Origin of the sequence: Candidatus Villigracilis affinis (assembly GCF_016705895.1) — a bacterium.
Classification (GTDB): Bacteria; Chloroflexota; Anaerolineae; order Anaerolineales; family Villigracilaceae; genus Villigracilis; species Villigracilis affinis.
Genome location: NZ_JADJKT010000027.1, coordinates 52,900 through 75,122 on the forward strand (window position 1 = coordinate 52,900; position 22,223 = coordinate 75,122).

The 22,223-nt window shown below is 47.1% G+C and carries 25 protein-coding genes and 2 tRNA genes; 23 read left to right on the plus strand and 4 right to left on the minus strand.

The window, feature by feature from the left end; translation table 11 throughout:
• The 22 genes from IPI86_RS12710 (at nt 1) to IPI86_RS12815 (ending at nt 18,457) form a co-directional block, all read left to right on the plus strand.
• On the plus strand, nt 1-531 hold the full coding sequence (locus tag IPI86_RS12710; protein WP_345298381.1) for a CARDB domain-containing protein: 531 nt from the start codon (nt 1-3) through the stop codon (nt 529-531).
• A 319-nt stretch (nt 532-850) separates the two neighbouring features.
• Nucleotides 851-1,315 carry a GNAT family N-acetyltransferase gene (locus IPI86_RS12715; protein ID WP_345298382.1) on the plus strand — a complete coding sequence of 155 codons (465 nt, stop codon included), beginning with the start codon at nt 851-853 and terminating at the stop codon, nt 1,313-1,315.
• Between the two features lie 709 nt (nt 1,316-2,024).
• Nucleotides 2,025-2,360: a hypothetical protein gene (locus IPI86_RS12720; RefSeq protein ID WP_345298383.1), complete on the plus strand. Its 336-nt coding sequence runs from the start codon at nt 2,025-2,027 to the stop codon at nt 2,358-2,360.
• Between the two features lie 206 nt (nt 2,361-2,566).
• Nucleotides 2,567-3,256, plus strand: a complete 690-nt coding sequence (locus tag IPI86_RS12725) for an isoprenylcysteine carboxylmethyltransferase family protein (RefSeq protein WP_345298384.1) — start codon at nt 2,567-2,569, stop codon at nt 3,254-3,256.
• 23 nt (nt 3,257-3,279) lie between these two features.
• On the plus strand, nt 3,280-3,810 hold the full coding sequence (locus IPI86_RS12730) for an isoprenylcysteine carboxylmethyltransferase family protein (protein WP_345298385.1): 531 nt from the start codon (nt 3,280-3,282) through the stop codon (nt 3,808-3,810).
• Between the two features lie 231 nt (nt 3,811-4,041).
• A complete protein-coding gene (locus tag IPI86_RS12735) occupies nt 4,042-4,926 on the plus strand; it encodes a GGDEF domain-containing protein (protein ID WP_345298386.1) in 885 nt (294 codons plus the stop codon).
• 218 nt (nt 4,927-5,144) lie between these two features.
• Nucleotides 5,145-5,609 carry a DUF1801 domain-containing protein gene (locus IPI86_RS12740; protein ID WP_345298387.1) on the plus strand — a complete coding sequence of 155 codons (465 nt, stop codon included), beginning with the start codon at nt 5,145-5,147 and terminating at the stop codon, nt 5,607-5,609.
• Between the two features lie 293 nt (nt 5,610-5,902).
• Nucleotides 5,903-6,454, plus strand: coding sequence for a dihydrofolate reductase family protein (locus IPI86_RS12745; protein ID WP_345298388.1), 552 nt, complete (start codon nt 5,903-5,905; stop codon nt 6,452-6,454).
• A 306-nt stretch (nt 6,455-6,760) separates the two neighbouring features.
• Entirely contained in the window at nt 6,761-7,198 is a 438-nt protein-coding gene (locus tag IPI86_RS12750; RefSeq protein WP_345298389.1) for a GNAT family N-acetyltransferase, read from the plus strand.
• 321 nt (nt 7,199-7,519) lie between these two features.
• Nucleotides 7,520-7,939 (plus strand): DUF1801 domain-containing protein, encoded by a 420-nt coding sequence (locus IPI86_RS12755; RefSeq protein ID WP_345298390.1) that lies wholly within the window; start codon nt 7,520-7,522, stop codon nt 7,937-7,939.
• A 245-nt stretch (nt 7,940-8,184) separates the two neighbouring features.
• Nucleotides 8,185-8,727: a ClbS/DfsB family four-helix bundle protein gene (locus IPI86_RS12760; protein WP_345298391.1), complete on the plus strand. Its 543-nt coding sequence runs from the start codon at nt 8,185-8,187 to the stop codon at nt 8,725-8,727.
• Nucleotides 8,728-8,958: 231 nt separating this feature from the next.
• Nucleotides 8,959-9,333 (plus strand): nuclear transport factor 2 family protein, encoded by a 375-nt coding sequence (locus IPI86_RS12765; RefSeq protein WP_345298392.1) that lies wholly within the window; start codon nt 8,959-8,961, stop codon nt 9,331-9,333.
• A 140-nt stretch (nt 9,334-9,473) separates the two neighbouring features.
• Nucleotides 9,474-10,091, plus strand: a complete 618-nt coding sequence (locus tag IPI86_RS12770; protein ID WP_345298393.1) for an SPFH domain-containing protein — start codon at nt 9,474-9,476, stop codon at nt 10,089-10,091.
• 305 nt (nt 10,092-10,396) lie between these two features.
• Nucleotides 10,397-10,990, plus strand: coding sequence for a dihydrofolate reductase family protein (locus tag IPI86_RS12775; RefSeq protein ID WP_345298394.1), 594 nt, complete (start codon nt 10,397-10,399; stop codon nt 10,988-10,990).
• A 95-nt stretch (nt 10,991-11,085) separates the two neighbouring features.
• Nucleotides 11,086-11,574, plus strand: coding sequence for a GNAT family N-acetyltransferase (locus IPI86_RS12780; protein ID WP_345298395.1), 489 nt, complete (start codon nt 11,086-11,088; stop codon nt 11,572-11,574).
• Between the two features lie 222 nt (nt 11,575-11,796).
• Entirely contained in the window at nt 11,797-12,699 is a 903-nt protein-coding gene (locus IPI86_RS12785; protein WP_345298396.1) for a DUF2268 domain-containing putative Zn-dependent protease, read from the plus strand.
• 23 nt (nt 12,700-12,722) lie between these two features.
• The gene (locus tag IPI86_RS12790; protein ID WP_345298397.1) at nt 12,723-13,532 is read left to right on the plus strand and encodes an alpha/beta hydrolase; all 810 of its coding nucleotides are present in this window, start codon (nt 12,723-12,725) and stop codon (nt 13,530-13,532) included.
• A 339-nt stretch (nt 13,533-13,871) separates the two neighbouring features.
• Nucleotides 13,872-14,585 (plus strand): hypothetical protein, encoded by a 714-nt coding sequence (locus IPI86_RS12795; protein ID WP_345298398.1) that lies wholly within the window; start codon nt 13,872-13,874, stop codon nt 14,583-14,585.
• 37 nt (nt 14,586-14,622) lie between these two features.
• Entirely contained in the window at nt 14,623-15,084 is a 462-nt protein-coding gene (locus IPI86_RS12800) for an ATP-binding protein (protein WP_345298399.1), read from the plus strand.
• A 55-nt stretch (nt 15,085-15,139) separates the two neighbouring features.
• Nucleotides 15,140-16,990 (plus strand): glycosyl hydrolase family 8, encoded by a 1,851-nt coding sequence (locus IPI86_RS12805; protein ID WP_345298400.1) that lies wholly within the window; start codon nt 15,140-15,142, stop codon nt 16,988-16,990.
• A complete protein-coding gene (locus IPI86_RS12810) occupies nt 16,987-17,961 on the plus strand; it encodes a membrane dipeptidase (RefSeq protein WP_345298401.1) in 975 nt (324 codons plus the stop codon). The genes IPI86_RS12805 and IPI86_RS12810 overlap by 4 nt, the downstream gene beginning before the upstream one ends.
• Nucleotide 17,962: 1 nt before the next feature.
• Nucleotides 17,963-18,457 (plus strand): DinB family protein, encoded by a 495-nt coding sequence (locus IPI86_RS12815; protein ID WP_345298402.1) that lies wholly within the window; start codon nt 17,963-17,965, stop codon nt 18,455-18,457.
• A gap of 233 nt (nt 18,458-18,690) precedes the next feature.
• Here the strand turns inward: IPI86_RS12815 and IPI86_RS12820 are convergent.
• Both IPI86_RS12820 and IPI86_RS12825 read right to left on the minus strand, forming a co-directional pair.
• Nucleotides 18,691-18,780 (minus strand) — tRNA-Ser (locus IPI86_RS12820).
• Nucleotides 18,781-18,859: 79 nt separating this feature from the next.
• Nucleotides 18,860-18,947, minus strand: a tRNA-Ser gene (locus IPI86_RS12825).
• A gap of 80 nt (nt 18,948-19,027) precedes the next feature.
• Here IPI86_RS12825 and IPI86_RS12830 point away from each other — a divergent pair.
• Nucleotides 19,028-19,762 (plus strand): class I SAM-dependent methyltransferase, encoded by a 735-nt coding sequence (locus IPI86_RS12830; RefSeq protein WP_345298403.1) that lies wholly within the window; start codon nt 19,028-19,030, stop codon nt 19,760-19,762.
• A 128-nt stretch (nt 19,763-19,890) separates the two neighbouring features.
• Here the strand turns inward: IPI86_RS12830 and lpdA are convergent, their stop codons facing one another.
• Nucleotides 19,891-21,291 carry a dihydrolipoyl dehydrogenase gene (lpdA, locus tag IPI86_RS12835; RefSeq protein ID WP_345298404.1) on the minus strand — a complete coding sequence of 467 codons (1,401 nt, stop codon included), beginning with the start codon at nt 21,289-21,291 and terminating at the stop codon, nt 19,891-19,893.
• Between the two features lie 221 nt (nt 21,292-21,512).
• Nucleotides 21,513-22,172 carry a dienelactone hydrolase family protein gene (locus IPI86_RS12840; RefSeq protein WP_345298405.1) on the minus strand — a complete coding sequence of 220 codons (660 nt, stop codon included), beginning with the start codon at nt 22,170-22,172 and terminating at the stop codon, nt 21,513-21,515.
• Nucleotides 22,173-22,223 lie beyond the last annotated feature (51 nt).

Here is a 22,223-nt window from a genome sequence, read left to right on the forward strand (position 1 = left end):
ATGAAAGGCTTTGTCAAGCTCATGAGAAATCTTAAAATACAGAGCGTACTCGGTTTGTTGATTCTCATGATGGTAGCTTGCACCTCAAAATACAAGCTGCCCCTGAATCCAACAGCATCCGAACCCTCTTCACTCTTAGTTAAATCGACAAGCGAATCAGGCCGCCCATCACAACCTGATTTAATCATCAACTTTATGTATCTCGAGATGGAAGGGAGACAAGGTAATTGTGTAAACGCTTATTCACCCTATGGGATTCGTGTGCAAATCAAAAATATCGGCTCCGCTAATACTGGCCCTTTCTTTGTCGGTTTGAATGGGATTCTCCAAGAGGTGAAATATGGTTTACTGGTTGGTCAATCTATTGAGCTGCATTTCGCAGGTACTATATCAAGCGGGCAATATGAGTCAATAGCGGATGCAAACAATCAAGTTGTCGAGAGTCGAGAAGAAAATAATACTTTTTCATTTCTTGCACCAACCCCAACTCCGCCGCCGCTCTGTGCACCCACAGTCACTGCAACTCCATAAAGTCTCTACCAATGGACAGCACTACTTGATCTATCTAAAGAATAGCAATGGTTATGCGGGCTAACAAAGCGTGCATCTGACGCTGGGGACTGCCTGTAGGGCGTGCGGCACGCTTCGCGTCAAGCAGTTTTCTACGCCTTATCATTTTTTTGGCTGGACGGCTTCGCCGTCCCCGCCCAGCGCAGGTACCCACTGGGCAAGCCGCAAACCGTTGGGTGGCTGTCCGTAAACTCATATTAGAAGTAACCAAAGGTGTCCTAAAATGCTAACTATTTCTCAAGTCAGTTCAGAAGCCGAAATTGTATCCATCCGAGATCTAATGCGTGAGTACGCAACCTGGGCTTTCAGCATCGTTCCGGGCAGTGACGAATCGCCAGCCTGGGAGGGATTCGACGCTGAGTTGGCGACATTACCCGGTGTTTATGCGCCACCTGCAGGGCGTCTACTACTAGCCATGCAAGATGGACAGCCAGCAGGGTGTGTATGCCTCAAAGGACATAACACTACCACCAGTGAACTCAAGCGGCTCTACGTGCGCCCCACCTTTCGAGGACAAAACATCGGTCAGCAATTAGTCAAAATGCTTGTTGAAGAAGCACGTCAATCCAAATATCAAAGGATCGTGCTGGATAGCCACATCTCGATGAAAAAAGCACATGCAATCTATCAGGAAGTTGGGTTCAGACTGACGAACGCCCCTGATGATTTTCCAGAGAATCTCAAGCCAGTTGTGGTGTTCATGGAGTGTAACTTATCTGCAACCGCTACTGAAGCCGTAATTTGAAAGATTTCTTCACCAACTTAATGAGCACCGCCGCCCAACAAAGCGCAGACTGCCGCTTTGCAACGTGCGCCCCGCTTCGCGTCAAGCATTTTTTGGCATCAAGTTTTCCCTGCTCCCAGGAGAAAAATCCACGCCCACACAAGCGCGGACCGCACCCCATGGACTGCCCCACCCGCAGACAATCCCCGCTATAATCCAATCAAAGATCGGTCCGCAGATTTTGCAATGCAGTATATAAGGGGTGTTATACCGCACGCGGTTCTCTGCACTCTCCATTGACGTCCCTTGAGCGGATGGCTGTTTCCTGCTTGCAGGTCAGCCCCGGATCCTCGAAAACCCCGACCAATAATCCAAATAATAAGGCTCGCTCTGCTCGATGTCCCCCTCGCACACCTGCGGCTATATGCAAGTGAATTTCTCACTTGCACATAGCTAGGCAGTCCCGCCAAAATAATGCCAATCGGCACTTGAATCGAGAGGATAAATTTGCTATAGTTATTTAAAATGGGATGGAGAAATAATGTCTTTATCACGCCAAAAATACGAGATATAAAAATGCCGCTAAACAAAATTACATACAGCACCCTAATTCGTTGGTGTGCAGCACACCGGATAAACCCTAGCTAGTCGGTGCCTGCGTACCGCGAGAAATACATTGCCATCTCAACGAATCATACTCAAGTGGATACACTGAACACGGAGGATGTTTATGCCAATTCGTTATCAGTACCGAGCACCTGAAAACGGGGATTATGTAGTGGGTTTTATAAAAATAATTGCTTATGGGATCGTTGCTGTTGTTAGCTACTTTATGATCGAAAATGGTCATCAAGCCCTGATTGTTCTCTGGGGCTCTCTCCTTGCCCATTGTCTGATGATGGTCTATGATGCCTTTATTGTCGTTACAGGAAAAGCCTCGCTATCCAAACCGTCATTCCTGAATTACCTTATCGCTATTCAAAATCCAGAACCTACCTTTCTCGGTTTACTCGATATTGTCGTATTGATTGTTTTCCTGGTGAACGTCTTCCAACTGATATTCTAATTGACCAAACCAAGTGATTGTTTGACGTAATTCGCGAGGTTTGCCAGGCTTAGAAGTTTCATGCGACTATAAGGTGTTATACAGCCAAATGGCGGTTAAGTACTCCATATTGGGGTGTTATACAGACGTCTGTATAACACCCTAGTTGGGCGGCTTGCGTATATAAACCGTGCAATTAATGTTCGAATACCATGAAGGAAAATACTATGGTAAACACCCAAATATCTCAATCAGAATTGATAAAGTTAGTGGGTAGCAGACTAATCATAGGAATTCCTGTATTGTTGCTAATTATATTTCTCCCTGCAGGGACATTTGCTTACTGGGAAGCATGGGTTTACCTTGCGATTTTGCTGATACCCATGTTGATTGTTATGATTTACTTTATAAAGAAAACGCCAGAATTCTTAGCGCGTAGAATGCAGTTGAAGGAAAAGGAAGATGAGCAAAAAATAATAGTCAAACTCGCATTAATTCCATTTCTATTGGCATTCATTCTGCCTGGAATTGACAAACGATTAGGCTGGTCAAATGTTCCCATTTTAATTATTGTAGTTGCAGAAATACTGGTATGTATCGGCTATATTTTTGTAGTTCTTGTGTTCAAAGAAAACCAATTTGCATCTCGCATTATTGAAGTAGTAAAAGGACAAAAAGTAATCCAGAGTGGACCATATCGAATTGTTCGACATCCAATGTATTTGGGAACAATATTAATGTATGTCTCATCACCGTTGGCATTAGGCTCGTATTGGGCAATTATTCCAGCAATCTTCATAATTCCAATTCTTGTCGCAAGAATTATTAACGAAGAAAAAGTCCTTACAAAAGAACTAGAAGGGTATTCAGCATACAAACAAAAAACTAGGTATCGCCTTATTCCAGGCATCTGGTAAGAATAGCTTGAAAGGAGGTGTTTATGAATAAAGAAAAAAAGATGGCATTAGGATATATTGTAGGTGGATTACTTGTCATTGTATTAGCCCCTTCAGTTATTTATATGATTACTTCGTTGTTTGATTATGTGTATAGAATAGAAATTGTCCAGAACACCACAATAAGATGGGTTATTATCATGTTATTGCTTGTGATCGGATTAATTTATGGAATTTGGTCAGTGATTATTCAAAACACGGTTGGGCAGGGTGGTCCTGTAGAAATAGGAAATATAGAAATAAGTCCAAAAACAAAGAATCTTGTTGTATCGGGACCCTATAAATACACAAGAAATCCTATGTTGTTTGGAACATTGTTAATGTATCTTGCTTTTGCCCTATTCATCAATTCAATAACCTCTGCTGTGTTAGTCAGTGCAATTTTTACTTTCATGTTGACTGTTGTTGTGAAAATGGAGGAAAAGAGATTATTAAAGGATTTTGGAAATCAATATGAAGAATATCGAAAAAAAGTATCGATGTTCTTTCCATGGTTTCCGAGAAAAAATGAATAGGAAAATAAGCTATCAAACACATTTGCCATTGCATGGTGATGTTGGTTTTGTTATGAGTATAGGTCTCAATTAATAAAAGCCGCCCAACAAAGCACGCAGCGTACACCTGATGTGCGGCACACTTCGCATCGAGCATTTTCCTCGCTTCGAGTTTTTCCTGCTTCCAAGCGGAGTCCACGCCAGCGCAGGTAATACAAACCGTTAGCCCGCCCTATGCAAAGAGAGCTACTTATGAAATCAAAAGCTATAAAAAAAGACAAATCCAACAAAAAAGCGTCGCTTGGACACGTGCTTAAGAAAAACGAGAAAATTAAACAAACTGTCAAGAAGGCTGCCAGTGAACTCACATCGGTAAATGAAGTTCTAAAGCAGGAAAATATCCCTGCTCAGATCATGAAACAGGCTATCACTCAAAATGAAGATGTCGAACAGAAGGTTGCAAAAGCCGCAGACGATTTAAAGCTGGTTAACGTCAAACTCGCCGAAGAAATGGCTGAGCGAATAGTCATCGAATCCGAACTCGCTGATACAAAGACTGACCTGGCGGAAGTACGCGACGATTTATCAAAAGCCCAGGTAAAAACAGAAGAAGCCCAACAAAGTGCGCTTCAGGATGCGCTCACGGGTCTTCCGAACCGCTTGTCATTTGAACAGGGTCTCGGCCACGGGTTGAGCCAGGCAAAACGGCACGGTTGGGGACTCGCTGTCCTATTTATTGACATCGACAAATTCAAGAGCATTAACGACTCTTATGGCCATGATCTGGGAGACCAGGTGCTGCTGATGGTGGCAAACCGTTTAAAGTCTTTTGTGCGCGATGAAGACATAGTCAGCCGCTGGGGAGGCGATGAATTTGTATGCCTGTTGTTGGAAGTTAAACAGGAAGCTGACGTGACTCAGCTTGCCGAGAAGATGATCAATCGGGTTGCCGAAGCCTTCGAGTTTCAGGGGACCGTTCTTTCCATAAGAGCCAGTATCGGCATTGCCATATATCCCGCAGATGGAGATACGTCCGAAATTCTTTTCAAAAATGCGGATATAGCTATGTATAAAGCCAAGGGAACAGAGCAGCGTGTTGTGCTGTTCCGAGAATCTGGTGAGCAAAAAGTGGGCTAACAAAGCGTGCGCCTGACGTTGGGGACTGCCCGTAGGGTGTGCGCAAATCTAAGGCAGTTTTCTACGCCTTTTCATTTTTCTGGCTGGACGGCTTTGCCGTCCCCGCCCCAGCGCAGGTAACGCAAGCCGTTGGCTGCTTCGTAGATTCGGAATCTAGTTTTATTTCCTTCTTGACGGGATAGAACATAAGTTCTACAATCTCACGAAGGAGAATACCCATGACAAAAACAATCCTTTCATCTAAAAGCAAGTCTACGCAAAACACCACTTCGGTTAAAGAGTTTATTGCTTCACTTGATAAGCAAACCCTAAAAGATAGCAAGGTACTTGTTGAAATGATGCAAGGAATTAGTGGAAGTAAGCCTAAGTTATGGAACGTAGGTACGATTGGATTTGACTCCTATCATTACAAGTACGACAGTGGGCGTGAAGGTGACAGTTTTATCATTGGCTTTTATCCAAGAAAAGGCAAGATAACCGTCTACATGATGGACGGCACAGCACGTTACTCCGAATTGCTGGCTAAGTTAGGTAGGCATACTACTACTGGGTACTGTGTTTATATCAAGCATCTTGGCGATGTGGAGTTGCCAATCCTCGAACAAATCATGCAAAGGTCATATGAGAATATAAAGTCGCAAGACGGGCATATCAACCAAATATTATGGAAGGCTGAAAAATAGGTATTTCTGCCTTGCTTTATATGCGTTCAGTGAACGCGCCTAACAAAGCGTGCACCTAACGCTGTGGATTGCCCGTAGGGCGCACGCACATCCCAGGCAGTTTTCTACGCCTTAGCATTTTTCTGGCTGGACGGCGAAGCCGTCCCGCCCCAGCGCGGGCAACCACTTCATGAATTTCAATAGCAGTAATCTCCTTATTACTATTGTCGTTTCGTTCCGAGAATTCTTCCCAAAATGATTGTTGTGATGATTGAGGAATTTCTAGATGTGCCATAACAAGGAGAAAACAAAAAATGAGAAACGTTGTCTTTGCCATCAATATCACCGTTGACGGCTGCTGCGGACATGAATCGGTAGTCGCCGACGACGAACTTCACGAGTACTTTACTGGGCTCCTGCAGGATTCAGACATTGAAATTTTCGGGCGCAACACTTATCATCTGATGTATCCGTACTGGCACGATGTCGCAATGAATCAATCGGAATCAAAAGCGACCAACGAATTTGCCCGCACGTTCGATTCGATGCCGAAGATCGTCTTTTCAACAACATTGAAGAGCGTGGAGTGGAACAACACAACGCTTCTGCGCTCAAGCCTTCAAGAAGAGATCGTGAAACTAAAACAACAGCCAGGCAAAAATATTTCCATTGGCGGGTTGAACATTGCATCGCAACTCGCTCAGTCTGGTCTGATCGATGAGTATCGTTTTCTCGTTCAACCGATTGTTGCAGGAAAAGGTCCCCGATTGTTCAAATCGGGCAAGAATCTTACATTGGAACTTATCGGATCAAAAATGTTTCGCTCAGGCGTTGTCGAATTGCACTATAAAAATATTCACAAATAATAAGGAAATGACATCATGCTTATCGTTCGCGAAGTCGTCACGATGCAAGTTTGTCAGTAAGGTTTTGCACCTTTTTAATAGCCAATGTTCTGGCAAGTTTGTGGTTACCCAACAAAGCGTGCACCCGACTGGTGGGAGTCTGTGCGTTTTCAGACATTTTTCTGGCTTCGAGTTTTCTCTGCTCCTAAGCAGAGTCCACGGGTGCAAATGGTTAGCCCGCCGCATCCAAGAAGGTTTGTAGAAAATTCTTGCAGAACTTATTGTCATACAACCTGACGAATCAAAATTTGTCACGAAAGGGTTAATATGGATAAAGAATACAATATCATCTCCTTGGATAAGCCTGATGATTCTGTGTGGGATGTTGTCGGATGGGGCATTCATAATTACAACATACAGATAGCGGGAGATACGCAGAGCAAACAACTGTGCTTTGTCCTTCGTGCGCCTGATAAAAAGACTGTAGGCGGCTTGATTGGCAAAACTTATTGGGATTGGCTTTATATCGATTTATTGTTTGTAAAAGAAGAGCTTCGCGGTCGTGGATATGGGCATCGTCTTTTGGAGATGGCTGAAGATGAAGCGCGAAAATGCGGCATAAAGAATGTGTATTTAGACACATTCAGTTTTCAAGCACCAGATTTTTATAAACAACATGGTTACAAGGTTTTCGGTGAGCTAAAAGATTTCCCTGCTGGACATCAGCGGTATTTTTTTACGAAACAACTTAGAAATCGTGTATAAATTAAAAGGGTAACTACTGAAAAGCAAAAGCGCCTGACAAAGCATAGACTAGTCCCAACCTTCCTTTGGACACCCTCCCAAAATACAGCATTGAAATTCGAGCTGGGACTTAATGTGCATAGGCTGTGTTTGGAGAGGGATTTTGCTTCGGGCTTTTTCTGCTTCCGAGCAGAGTCCACACCTGCCCCAGCGCCAGTAACGCAAACCGTTAGGCAACCAAGAGCAAAAGAATCAACGAATCGCAAGTTTCGTTTTGTCGTAAAATTGAAAAGATAACACCGTTTTAGATTTTGATGATCTGTTTTTTTTACTGGAGGCAAAATGTCCGAACTAAAAACAAAAGTCAACAATGCGAGCGTGAAAGACTTTCTCAATTCAATTGAAAATGAGCAGATTCGAAAAGATTGCTTTGAGATTTCCAGGATGATGGAGAGTGTTACGAAAGCCAAGCCGAAAATGTGGGGCGCGAGTATTGTCGGATTTGGAAGTTATCACTACATTGGCAAAAGCGGACGCGAAGGTGATTGGATGTTAACTGGCTTCTCGCCGCGCAAGCAAAATTTGACTTTGTATCTGATGGGCGGATTTGACTCAGAAAAAGAGTTACTCGAAAAACTTGGGAAATATAAAACCAGCGTAGGCTGTTTATATATCAAGAAGTTAGATGACGTAGATAAGAAAGTTTTGAAAGAATTGGTGATTACATCTGTGAAAAAGATGAAGAGTCAGGACAAAAAGTAGATCCCATTTTTGACATGGCTGATGTTTCCAAAAATTAAGTTGTGTGTAACAGTTGGGCATGTTGGCACCGATGTCTTTTTTAACTATCGTTTTGGTAAGCAGGCAGGTTGCCTAACAATGCATGCACTGAGACCTTTCGCAAGCTTAATGCAAGTCTGCGCGATTTACAAGCATTCTTCTGGCTTTGGGCTTTCTCTGCTCCCAGGCCGAGAGTTCACGGGCGCATAAGATATGGATGGCATAAGATGAAAAACACACCTGTTGCAGCTAAGAAATCAAAGAGGCCATCAACTGTTATTAAAGCGCAGCTGAAGAGAGATGAGCTTGTTGCGGACTTGATCGAGACTCGCAGAAAAATCATTGACATAACTTCGTCTTTTTCACCAACTGAGCATGATCAGGTCTTTTTGGGTATTTGGTCCATCAAAGATTTATTAGCCCACTTGATAGGATGGCTTGAGGCAAACCGCAAAGCAGTGAAAGCCATCCGGGCAGGCAAACTCCCAGAATTCTATGCATATAAAGATCGTGACTGGCAAACTTACAATGCTCGTCTCGTTTCGAAATATAAACGTGAAAACATGGTAGAGCTTTTATCGGCAATGCAAGCTTACCACCAAAAACTCATAGACTCAATTCAGATCATTCCCGCTGAAGAGCTCGAACAAGATTATGGAGTGAGGTTCAAAGGCTATAAAGTTACCATAGCCCGCCTCCTGCAAGCTGAACTCAAGGATGAGAAGGTGCATTACGCTCAGATAGAAATGTTTAGAAACAAGGCAAAGTAAAATGAGTGACCGTTTCAGCGTGTCACCCAATAAGGCGTGCGGCGTATATTGGACTCTGGGGATTCTGCCGCATTTACAAGCATTTTTTGGTTGTTGAGCTTGTCGAGACACTGGTTCGAGTTTGTTTCTTTTTGTTCTCAAACAGAATCCACACCTGCCACGGCACTAGTAACGCAATCCGTAGCTGCTTCAATCTTTTTCAATCAGGTATCCACACAATGGAGGTTCACAATGTCCGAGCAAGTAAACGTTGAATTGTTGAAGGGATTCCTGGAAGCATTCAATCGTCACGACCTAGATTCTATTATGGACTATTTCGCAGATAATTGCGTCTTCTACATGCCAAAAGGCGTCAAGCCTCGTGGCGATTGGTATGTCGGGAAACAGGAGGTGCGGGCAGGGTTGGCAAAACGATTTGAAGGGATACCAGATGTACATTATGGAGACGATCGACACTGGATCTGTGGCGATTTCGGTGTGTCGGAATGGACGCTGACTGGCACATCTACGTCAGGACAACACATCGAAGTGCGAGGGGTTGATCTGCTTGAGTTTGCTCAGGGGAAGGTCATCCGCAAGGATTCTTTCTGGAAAATAGTTGAGTGACCAGCATGGTCAGCAAAATATGCCAGCGAGATTACACGATGAGCATGGAGGTAAGGTCCACGGGCGTAAACGGTTGGGTAGTTCCTTCTTAAATTAACTCAACATTTGAGACTTATAATCTTCCTGTCGGATTCAACAATATGGCAGAAACCACCGAGCCCCAAAGCAAGTTTTCAGAAAAAAGATTTGTCATTGGTTGTATTGTGTTATTTTTGAGTTCCGTTGTTCTGATTTTATTCCCGCTGGGAATTTACGCACGTTCATTGTTCATCACAATACAGTCAGATGAGGTTGCAGTTGTATTATCTCCTAATGCGCCAAACGGAATCAGCGAAATTCCCTTAACTCCAGGGAATCACTTCGTTAGTCCACTTGATAAACTTGAAATTTTCAATTTCTCCAAAGAAAAATATATATCATCTTCAACAAATTGTGGCTGCGGCCCGGACCTTGTTACCTTTCACGCCAAAGAGAGTGCAGAAATATTTGTAGACTATCAGATTACTTATTCTATAAACCCTGAACAAGTTGTCAAGCTCTATCAGGTGTGGCAGCATAGGTATCAAGATGGGTTTGTAATACCGCAATCCATAAAAATTATCGAAGAAGTTGCAAGTCAATATACTTCCAGCGAAATCGCTTTGACAAAAAGAAATGAGGTTGAGCAGGCAATATTTTCTCGCCTTAAATCTGATTTTTCAGAGTCTAATTTGATTTTATTTGAATTCAAGATAGACGATGTTCGTTTGAATAAATAGAAACTGCCCCCAGCCGTCTTTCGGACTGCTTCGCAATCCCCAAATACAGCATTGAAATTCGAGAAGGGACTTAAATGCACAGACCGTATTTGGAGAGAGATTTGGCTTCGAGTTTTTTCTGCTTCCAGGCAGAGTCCACTCCTGCCACGGCGGCAGATCATGGGTGCGGCCCGTTGACTGGCTTCATCGTGCTTCGACATATACTCTTGACGGTTCGGAACAAGTGTTCTAAACTCTGCTTCGTCGTTTACTTACTTTAGAACGAGGCAATCACATAGTAATTCGGATGTTGGAGGAACTCAGTCATGAGAAAAATTATTGTGCTTGAACATATCTCCCTTGATGGTGTCATACAAGGTCCAGGCGGGCCAGAGGAAGATACCAGCGGCGGCTTCGCGTATGGCGGATGGATAGCGCCCTATGCCGATGAAATTGGTGGAACAGCCCTGAGAAAGCAGATGAACATGCCGTTCGACCTGTTGGTAGGGCGCAAAACCTTTGAAATTTGGGAGCCCTATTGGCCGCAACATGCAGACGCATGGCCTGGCGCGAACACAGCGACCAAATATGTCGCCTCAAATACCATCACGTCTAGCGAATGGCAGCCGTCCGTGTTTTTAAGCGGAGATATTGCAGAAAAAGTCGCCAAGATCAAGCAGCAGCAAGGGCCCGATTTGCATGTTTGGGGAAGTGGCAATCTCATTCAGACGCTTATCAAGCATGATTTGGTCGATACGTTCTGGTTGATGATATATCCGATCACGCTGGGCGGTGGAAAGCGGTTGTTTGCCGATGGCACGATCCCAGCGGCATTCAAGGTGACTGAGAGCACAGTGACCCCAAATGGTGTCATTGTCGTGAATTACGAGCGTGCAGGCGCAATCACAACCGAAAGTTGATGAGTATTCGCGCTGTTCTTAACATCAAGTAGGTACGGTTAACCTGTTGAGGATACATATTCTTAAAGAACAGCGAAAGAAAATAAAAATAGGTCATGGAAACGCACATTCGTAAAGCAACAGCAAATGATTATGACGATTTATGTGAACTCTTCAATGAAGTAGATGCTTTACATCGTGTTAACCTGCCCCATATTTTCCAAAAGCCAAATGGCCCTGCTCGAGAAAAAAATTATTATCTGGAGCTGATTGCCGATGAGAGTATCGGACTTTTTGTCGTAGAGATGGATGAGAAACTTGTAGGGTTTGTTCATGTCCTTGTCCGAGATACACCCGCCTTTCCTGTCATTGTTCCTCACCATTATGCAGTCATCGACGGGATCGCCGTAAAATCAGAATTCCAGAAGCACGGGATCGGTAAATTGTTGATGGAAAAAGCGCAGGAGTGGGCAATGACAAAAGATGCAGAATTCATGGAGCTAAATGTCTATGAATTTAACAGGAATGCGATTTATTTTTATGAAAGGCTTGGTTATCAAAATTCAAGTCGGAAAATGAGAAAGAAAATTGATAAGGCAGGCTAACAAAGCATGGACTGACCACCCCGTCCTTCGGACACTGTTTTCAAATACAGCATTGAAATTCAATCTGGGGGTTAATGTGCACAGGCCGTATTTGGAGAGGGGCGTGGCTTTGAGTTTTTCTGTTCGTGTCCACGGGCGCAAGCCGTTTGTTAGCATCCTGAAATATGTTTTGGCTTATTATTGATAAGGTTTAATAAATATATTTTTATTGGAGAGAATAAAATGCCCGAAAAAGAATCAACCTATCAGATCATGGATTTGATGCCAGACTTCTGGGAATTCCATGCCAAAAGCAAGGATGCAAATGTTTCGGAACAGGCGGCCCTGTTCAAAAAATGGTGGTGGATAAACACCCCGAAGCATATGCTGCCAGGGTCATCGGCCTTGATCCAAACAAACCCCTACGATGAGGCGCTTACCGAGCGTTACCTGCTTTGCCATGAGCGGAGCACGGCTCAGCAGGTCAGCACCATGCAGCGAATATCCGCTTCGATAGCACGTGACATGGCCCAGTACGAAGCAAAATTCCGAAAAGTTTTTCCTGACTTCAACTATACAGGGTCGGTCTATTTTATGAATTCGCTCCTCGGCTTCGATGGGGCAACACGCACGGTTAATGGAAATATTGCCCTGTTGTTCGGCTTGGATACAATGGCCTGGGTTTACGGTGATGACCTAGATCTGCAGCCCTTTTTTCATCACGAGATTTTTCACATCTACCATTCCCAATTTCTGGAAGATGATAGTGACGATGTTGCCGCCGCCATCTGGCAGGAAGGGCTCGCCCAATTCGTGGCGAAATCGTTGAACCCAGATGTCGAAGGCGTGAATCTGTTCGGGCTTCCAAAGGAAATGCCGCAGCGCTCGGAAGCGATGCTCTCAACGCTTGCCAGTAAACTTCTCGAAGTGCTTGATTCAACCAGCAGGGACGACTATGGCAAATTCTTTTTTGGAAACAACGGCAGTGATGAGATTCCACCGCGCAGTGGTTACTATCTGAGTTATCTGGTCGTACAGAAACTCGCGAAAAAATATTCCCTGCAGGAAATGGCACATTCAAAACTTGCAGTTATCAAACCCGAGATCAAAATGGCTTTGGAAGAATTAGCCAACGGCATACGCTAAATAAACTCATGCAAGGAGTAGCAATGGAAGACTACGACGACGATCTCGGCAAATTTGAAGCGGAAGGTGCCGCGCCGTTGCCAGATTTTGGAAATCGAGGACACATCGATCATGACGGCGCCCGCATCTGGTACGCCGACTATGGGGTTGGTCCAACCGTGATACTTTTGCACGGCGGCCTCGGCCACAGCGGGAATTGGGGATATCAAGTCCCTACGCTGGTTGGGAATGGCTATCGCACCGTTGTCATTGACAGCCGCGGACACGGCCGCAGCACCCGTGACGACCGTCCATATACTTATGAACTGATGGCCTCCGACGTTTTGGCCGTGATGGATGCATTGGGCATCGAAAAAGCGGCGCTGGCAGGCTGGAGCGATGGCGCATGTATTGCCTTGGTCCTTGCTGCGCAAGCGCCTGCACGTGTGGAAGGAGTCTTCTTCTTCGCATGTAATATGGATCCCAGCGGTGCAAAGGAAATTAAAGAATTCGCCCCGATCCTTCAGCGGTGTATCGGCAGGCATATAAAGGACTATGGCCAACTGTCAGAAACGCCAGACCAGTTTGAGGCGTTGTCTGAAGCGGTGGGTCTCATGCAGAGGACTCAGCCCAATTACTCGGCCAATGACCTCGCGCAGATCAATGTACCGGTTGCGATCATCCACAGCGAGTTTGATGAGTTCATCAAACTTGAGCATGCCGAATATCTCGCGCGGAATATTCCAAACGCGGAATTTGTTTATCTTTCGGGCGTGAGTCACTTCGCCCCGTTGCAGCGGCCTGACCAATTCAACGACACCCTTCTCACCTTCCTCGGCAAAGTGCTGGCTTGAAGCATTTGAAAATTTTGTAGATCGATTTTCCTGAAACCTTTTCTGCCATACCGCTTAAAGAAAGGAGCGATTTGGCAGTTTTGATTTAATAAGGAGAATTGCAGGTATGAAAGCAATTGTGTATACAGAATACGGACCCCTGAAGTTCTTCGGCTCGCAGAGGTTGAGAAACCTGCCCCGAAGGATAACGAGGTTCTGATCAAGATCCATGCGGTCTTTCGGGCGGCGAATCTCAAAACCTGAAAACGCATAGTAAAATCCACACACGATTGTTTTGCTTAAACTGTCGTATGTGGATTTTGATTTTCACGGCGGAATCTTTTTTGGAAGGATATCGTTATGACTGATAAAACCATCACCGCGCAGCCGCTTATGGACAGGCGGCTCCTTGTCTTGCTCATTCTGTCGGTTGCATTCCTCGTCGTTGCTTTTCTCGGGGGACAGCCTTCCTCGACACGTGGTTTCTACTATGCTGTCTGGCTGACATTTTCAGGTCTGCTGTGGAAGAATCGGGAGCGATTTAGCCTCTGGCTCAAGAATCGCCCCCTGCCAGAAATTCCCCTTTTTGTCGGGTTGGGCCTCATCATGATCCTTGTTGAAGAGACCATCGCGGGGATCGCTGTCCACCTGCTTAGTGTGAAAAGTATCGGAGAGTTGCTTGCTGTAGTGCCGCCGTATTATTTCAACAACCTGCTTCTGTTGCCTGGCTTCATCGTTGGCTGGTATATCCTGCTCAAACTTTACGCATACTCGCGGACCGAAGTGTTCGCCCTCGTGGGACTCTTTGGATTGTTTTCCGAGAAGATTTATGTCCATGTCCTGGCGATTCCCATCCTTGGGATTGCGCTGATTCTTCCCACAATGTTCACCTACATGGCGATCATTATGCCTTCGATCCTCTCGCTGAGGTCGCAAGGCACACGTCAATTGAACATACCGCTTCGATATCTTCTGGGATTCATTTTTCCGATCATTGTTTCGATGCCTTTTATTTTCATCCACACCTTGTTGACGAACGCTGGCCTCATTGACCCAACCATTTTGACGAAATGAGTCTGTCGCTCCTGAGAACTTCACTGAAGTCATTTCAATGGCAACCCTCTTCTTAATGTGTGGATTACCCGGCGCTGGAAAGACCACGCTTGCAAAGCAGATCGAGTCTTCTCATACGGCATTGCGCCTGTGCCCCGATGAGTGGATCGAGCCGCTTTTGATTGATGTCACTGATTTCGCAGAGCTTGACCGCCTGCGCACGCCCATCGAATTGCTTCAGTGGGAGGTCGCCAAAAAAGTTCTCAGCCTTGGAGTCAATGTCGTGTTGGAAAATGGATTTTGGTCACGTGCCGAACGTGCCATGTATCGGTCACAGGCCGAGGTGTTGGGTGCTCGCGTTAAATTAATCTATCTAAACGTCGAGCGCGATGAGTTGTGGGCGCGCCTGTCAAAACGCAATGAGAATTTGCCGCCTGGAACTTTTGCCGTGCGTGAAGATCAACTTGATCTTTGGATGAGCTGGTTTGAACCGCCAACTCAGGAAGAGATTGATTTATAGTGTTCGATGTACGATAATAGGTGAGGTCATGTTTTTATTAATAGAGGAGCCTGTGATGAAAAAACTGCTTATCTTTGGGTTGATCGTTCTTCTTTCTCTTTCGATTACCGCTCCTGTTTTGGCGGGAGCCGATGCCTCTCGTGTTGCTGTGCCAAATCAATTTGTGGATGTTCCACAGGACCATTGGGCGGTGGCATGGATCAATCAGCTTTATACCGAAGGTGTAACGGGTGGATGCAGCGCTGCCCCCTTGCGATATTGTCCCGATGCGGTGGTCACTCGCGCACAAATGGCGGTCTTTCTCGTGCGCGTTATTCATGGCAGTACGTTCACTCCGCCAGCCAGCGCAGTGATCTTTGAAGATGTCCCTGCCGATTACTGGGCCAGCGCATGGATCAATCAGTTGAACGCCGATGGTGTCACAGGTGGATGCAGCAGCGCCCCGAAATTATTTTGTCCAGAAGCAAATGTCAGCCGCGCACAGATGGCGGTTTTTCTCCTCCGCGCCAAATATGGCAGTGCGTACATCCCGCCTGCCTCGGGCGACATCTTTAGCGATGTGCCCGCGGATTACTGGGCACGCGATTGGATCGGACAACTCTACGCAGAAGGTTACACCGGTGGCTGCTCATCCAACCCGTTGCAGTTCTGCCCCGAATCATCCGTCAGCCGCGATCAGATGTCCGTTTTTATCCTGCGCGCCATTCACGGCGCTGACTATATTCCCCCGCCCATTGACCAGACGTCCCTGCGCCCGTTTCCGCAGCATGTCCAATATGCGCCCAATAGCATTCTCCCCAATCATCGCACCCAGACCCAACTCGATGACGACGTCCGCGCTTTTTATGATTACTGGAAGACGAATTATCTGATCGAAGCAGGTGTGAACGTTGATGGTATTCCGATGTTCCGTGTGGCGTTTGGAAAAAATGAACCTGACCGTTCGGCCACTGTATCCGAAGGACAGGGCTATGGCATGTTGATCGTTCCCATCATGGCGGGCTACGACCCCGATGCGCAGGCCATCTTTGACGGGTTGTGGGCCTTTGCGCGTGCGCATCCAAGCGAAGGCGATCCGCGCCTGATGGATTGGAAGGTGCCTCAGACCGATGGCAATGACTCAGCCTTTGACGGCGATGCGGATATCGCCTTTGGTTTATTGTTGGCAGATGCCCAGTGGGGCAGCGCGGGAATTGTGAATTACAAAGCCGAAGCGGAAACGATGATCGCGGGTATTCTCGAATCGACCATTGGCCCCGCCAGTCATTTGCCGATGCTCGGCGATTGGACTGATGCCAATGGCGCAACCTACAACCAATACACGCCGCGTTCCTCCGATTTCATGTTGACCAATTTCCGCGCGTATGGGCAGGCTACGGGGAATCCAGTTTGGGATGATGTGGTTGCGCAAAGTCAAAGTGTGGTCGTGGCGTTGCAAACCAATCACAGTCCGCAAACGGGATTGTTGCCTGATTTCATTGTGAGAAAAAACGGCAGCTATGAACCCGCTCCCGCGAATTTTCTGGAAGCAGATACCGACGGCGCCTACAACTACAATGCCGGGCGCGACCCGTGGCGTTTGGGCATGGATGCCTTGTTGAGCGGTGATGCCATTTCGCGTACAAGCGCATTGAAGATCTCACATTGGGCCGAGTCTGCGGTATCGGGCAACCCTGCAAATTTCCGCGCTGGGTACAACCTGAATGGCACACCTCTGCCAAACAGTGATTACTTCACATCCTTTTTTGTTTCCCCACTGGGAGTAGCCGCCATGAACGATTCCGCCCAGCAGGATTGGTTGAACGCCGTTTATGATTCGGTCTATGCAGCCCGCGAAGATTATTATTCAGATAGCGTCACCCTGCTTTGCCTGCTGGTGATGACAGGAAACTTCTGGTCCCCATGAATTCAAATCTCTCTCAAAAGATACACTCCCAATCCCTCGTGTGGGATGCGCATGCCTGCTTTCCGCTCAATCCAAATTCCGACCTGAGTGAATTGAAACGATATAAAGATAGCGGCGTGAATTTCATCTCCCTGAACATCGGCATGGATATGGATCCCTTCGAGAATGTGATTCAAGTGCTGGCTTGTTTCAGGAAATATATTGCCGCGCATCCTGACGACCTCGTGCTTGCTCTGGCGGTGGACGATGTGATCGGCGCGAAGGCATCTGGCAAACTCGCAATTGCATTTGACCTCGAAGGCTCCGACCCACTGCGCGGAGACTTGAATCTTATTTCGTTCTATTATGACCTTGGCGTTCGTCAAATGCTTTTGGCCTACAACAAAGACAACCGTGCTTCAGGCGGATGTATGGAAGGTCACATCGGCCTGACCGATTTCGGAAAACAGGTGATTCGTGAGATGAATCGTGTGGGCATGGTCGTGGATGTGACTCACATGGGCTATCGTGCCACAATGGAGGCTTTCGATGTGTCGGCACAACCTGTCATCTTTTCGCATTCCAATCCCAAAGCATTGCGCGACAACGCGCGGAATATCACCGATGAGCAGATCAAGGCCTGCGCCAAAACAGGCGGCGTGATCGCCATCAATGGCATCGGCGATTTTCTCGGCGGAACCACCAGTGAGATCATGGTTCAACATATCGAATACGTGATGGATCTGGTCGGCCCCGAGCACGTTGGCATCGGCCTCGATTATGTCGTGGATAAACAAGAACTGATCGATTACATCGAAGGCCACCCCGATGTATTTCCACCCGATAAGATGAACGATTATCTGGCCTTTGTTGAGCCAGAACAACTCCCTGAGATCACAGATCTGTTGCATAAAAAAGGTCACAATGAGCAGGTGATCAGCGGCATTTTGGGCGGGAATTTTCTGCGAGTTGCAAAACAAGTTTGGAAATGATATGCAAAAGACCATTTCCACCGACCTAACCCCAGCCAACATTGCCAGGGTTTTGGAATTACTTCGGGAGACCCCCGAAAAGCTGAAGGCCTTGAGCAAGTTGTTGTCTGTTGAAAAACTCCGCCAGCCGCTGGGAGCGGATGAACGATCCTTGACCGAGGACCTGGCGCATTTGATCAATAGCGAAGCGCGAACATCGGAAGCCATCTACCTCGCTTTGCTCGTGGATGAACCACTCATCGCGGATATCCATTCTGAACGAGATTGGGGAAAACTGTTGCGATTCGATCTACTCGATTTCCCCGAATTGCTGGCGTATTTCAAAATCCGCCGCAAGGTATTGCTGAGAATCCTCTCGGCGCTGACCGAGGCCCAATGGTCAAGACCAATTCGCGAGGAAGGCAAGAAGCGGAAAGAGTCCATCTACTGGCGGGCAAGGTCTTTGGCGCTCCACGAGTCAGAGCATGTCAGCGATCTGGAAAGAAAGATCGGCTAAGGTTGAGATTCTTCTGCGATGTTTTTTGAATCCGCGTAAATTCGCGCAATTCGCGGCAAAGTTTTTTTCAAGGGGGTTCCCACAATGGGGCTCACGAATGAAAAACAAAAACGCATCCATTGCGGATGCGTTTTGTATGTGGCGGGAGGGCGGGATTCGAATACCATCCCTTCAATGGGGACTCGCGACTGGAAAACAAAAAACACGCCCCTTTTGGAACGTGTTTTGTTTAGTGGCGGGGAGGGCGGGATTCGAACCCGCGACTGGTTTTACCCAGCACTCACTTAGCAGGCGAGCCCATTCAGCCACTCTGGCACCTCCCCAAAAATTTGTAGTAGCGACTTTATGATTCTATTGCCAGTCGCACATGGACAGTTGCTAAAGCTGTCACTACGGATAGCCTGGCGGAGGGAGTGGGATTCGAACCCACGTTGGTGTGACCCAAACATGTTTTCAAGACATGCGCCTTCAGCCGCTCGGCCATCCCTCCAGGCGGAAGCGATTTTACCATACATCCCCGAGTAGAACAGGTTGGTATACCCGTCGCAGGTATTATATAATCGGTCAACTATGACTGAAAGAGATATGGAAAAAGCCGCCCTGCGCGGAGAACCTTCTTACGTCTGGCGTGATGGGCAGCAGCGCCGACTGGATATGATCGTAAAAGCCGCTGAAAAACGCGTGGGCGGCATGATTCTTGAAAATGGCTGTGGGGTGGGAATGTACGTTGAAAAGCTCTCAGCCTTCGGCGGGCGCGTGATCGGGCTGGAATATGATTTTGATCGCGCTGCCGATGCGAAAGTCAATTCCGACGAAATATTCAACGCCGCAGGGGAATTCATCCCGCTTCCTGCTTCGACTTTTGACCTGATCCTCAGCCACGAAGTGATCGAACACGTTCAGGATGACCGCGCCGCGATCCGCGAGATGATCCGCGTAATCAAGCCTGGAGGGCGGATCGTCATCTTTTGCCCCAACCGTGGATATCCCTACGAGACACATGGGATATTTTGGAAGGGAAAATATTATTTCGGCAACAAACTCTTTGTGAATTACCTGCCGCGTGTACTGCGCGACAAACTTGCTCCGCATGTGCGCGTGTATTCACGCAGTGACATGCAAAATTTGTTCGATGGCTTGAATGTGAAATTCATCGAGCGCACGGTCATCTTCGGTGCATATGACAATATCATCGCGCGCTTCGGTTCGTTGGGAAAGATCCTGCGCGCGGTTTTGCAATTCCTCGAAGCCACGCCGCTGAAGGGATTGGGGCTTTCTCATTTTTGGGTGGTTGAGAAGGTGTGAAAACTTGAAGTCTTAATGCAAGACGCTGAGGCGCAAAGAAAAGAAAAAACTTTGGCGACTTTGCGTTGAAATGCCTCATTTCCGACATTGATTTTGAGTTATACCCAGTTCATAACGAGTTTTGCCAATTAAATATGGATCGGACTTCCATCCGCGCCGTGTGCCGCTTCCATGATTGCTTCGGAAAGCGTGGGGTGCGCGTGGACGTTGCGCGCGATCTCGTGCGCGGTCAGTTCCATCATGCGGGCGAGGGTCAGTTCGGGCAGCAGTTCGGTCACTTCGGGGCCGATCATGTGCGCGCCGAGCAGTTCGCCGTATTTTGCGTCGGTGATGATCTTTACGAAGCCTGCATAGTCTCCCATGCCCAACGCTTTGCCGTTCGGCTGGAAGGGGAAGCGCCCGATCTTGACTTCGTAGCCGCGTTCCTTTGCCTGCGCTTCGGTGATACCAAATGAAGCAACCTGCGGATACGAATACGTGGCGCGCGGCATCATTTCGTAATCGAGGACCACGGTTTCATGTCCGCCGATGTGTTCGGCAGCGACAATACCCATCGTGGAGCCGACATGCGCGAGCATGAGTTTGCCCGTCACATCACCGACCGCCCAAATGCCTGGCACGTTCGTTTGCATCTTTTCGTTGACTTCGACAAAGCCGCGCTCGTTGATCTTCACGCCGACTTCTTCCAGCCCGAGATTTTTTGAATTGGGACGGAAACCGATCGCGACTAAAGCCTGGTCTGCTTCCAGTACTGTTTCTTTTCCTTCCGCTGACACTTTGACCTTCACTCCCGTGGCAGTGGCTTCGACAGACTCGACTTTGTGTCCCGTCATAATATTGATCTTGCGCTTCTTGAATTCCTTTTCAAGTTCCTTGGAAACTTCTTCATCTTCCAGCGGAACAATGCGCGGCAGCATTTCGACAATGGTCACATCCACACCGTAGGCATTCCAGATGGTGGAGAATTCCACACCAATGGCGCCTGAGCCGATCACAACAACAGATTTGGGAAGTGTAGTTTGCAGGATCGCTTCCCAGTATGTGACGACCTTCTCACCGTCCACTTTCCAAACGGGGGGAACCATGGCGCTTGCGCCTGTGGCAACGATGATATTCTTCGCCTGAAGCTCAGTGACTTTGCCGTCTTTGTCGGTCACGTTGAGCGTGTCTTTTGTTTTAAACTTCGCTTCGCCCATGAAGACAGCGATGTTGTTCTTCTTCATCAGGAAGCCGACGCCTTTTGTCAGGCGGTCTGAATTCTGGCGCGAGCGTTTGACGGCTACGCTGTAATCGAGCTTGAGGTTTTCAAAGGTGAAGCCAAATTCCTTGCCGCGTTCGCGCAGGGTGTGAGCCACTTCCGCATTTTTGAGCAGGGACTTGGATGGAATGCAGCCCACGTTCAAACAAACTCCGCCCATCCATTGCTTATCTACAATTGCAACTTTCTGTTTCAGTTGCGCGGCACGGATGGCGGCGACATATCCCGCGGGGCCTGCACCGATCACAACGAGGTCAAAATTTTCTGCCATAGAGAATACTCCAGTAAATTATAGAAAGATGATATTTCGTCCCCCATTGTACTATTAAAGAAACTTCCTCCATTTCAGGAGGAAGTTAGAGTTTTGTAAATATTATCTGTGCTTCCTACGCGTCCTCGGCGTAGGAAGCATTACAAATCGCCGCCGAGGACGGCGGCTTGAGCCTGTAAATTTTTCTCAGTGAACTCCATGCTCTCTGTGGTAAATATTTTTTACAAATTTTTCTTCAAGAACTCGAACGTCCGCTCCCATGCCAACTGCGCGGCAGCGGGGTCGTATTCGGGGCGATCAGACTCAACGAACCAATGAGCAACTCCCGGGTAGATGTGAAGCGTCGCATCCACACCTGCTTTTTTGAATTCCGCGAAGGTGTTGTCCACATATTCGTTCGGTTCCCATTCATCGTTGTCGCTGTAATGTCCCATCACTTTGGCTGTGACCTTTCCATACTCCACGCCTTCGTTGCCGTAGAAAAGGACGATTGCTCCAAACTGTTCAGGTTTGTAAGTCGCAGCGATCAATGCCCATGCCGCACCCATTGAAAAGCCAACCGCACCGATCTTATTTCCTTTCACCAGGTCTCGCAAATAATCTTTTGCCGTCATCACTGTTGCACCAGTAAATTCGCCATCACTTTTTTCCATCAACGCTTTGGCTTCATCAATGGTATTCGCAATCTGCCCATCCCGCAGATCAGGCGCGAGAACGGTAAATCCCTGCTCAGCAAGGCGGTCGCAGACTTGTTTGAAAAACGGCTTCAGTCCCCACCAGGCGTGTAGAAGCAAAATGCCCGCGCCGCCGCCATTGGCAAGATACGCCTTGACCTTTTTATCGTTCACGTTCAATTGGATTTCAGATGTTTGAATGGACATATCACTCTCCTTGGTTGAATTCATTTTACTAAAACAAATGTTCTAAATCAA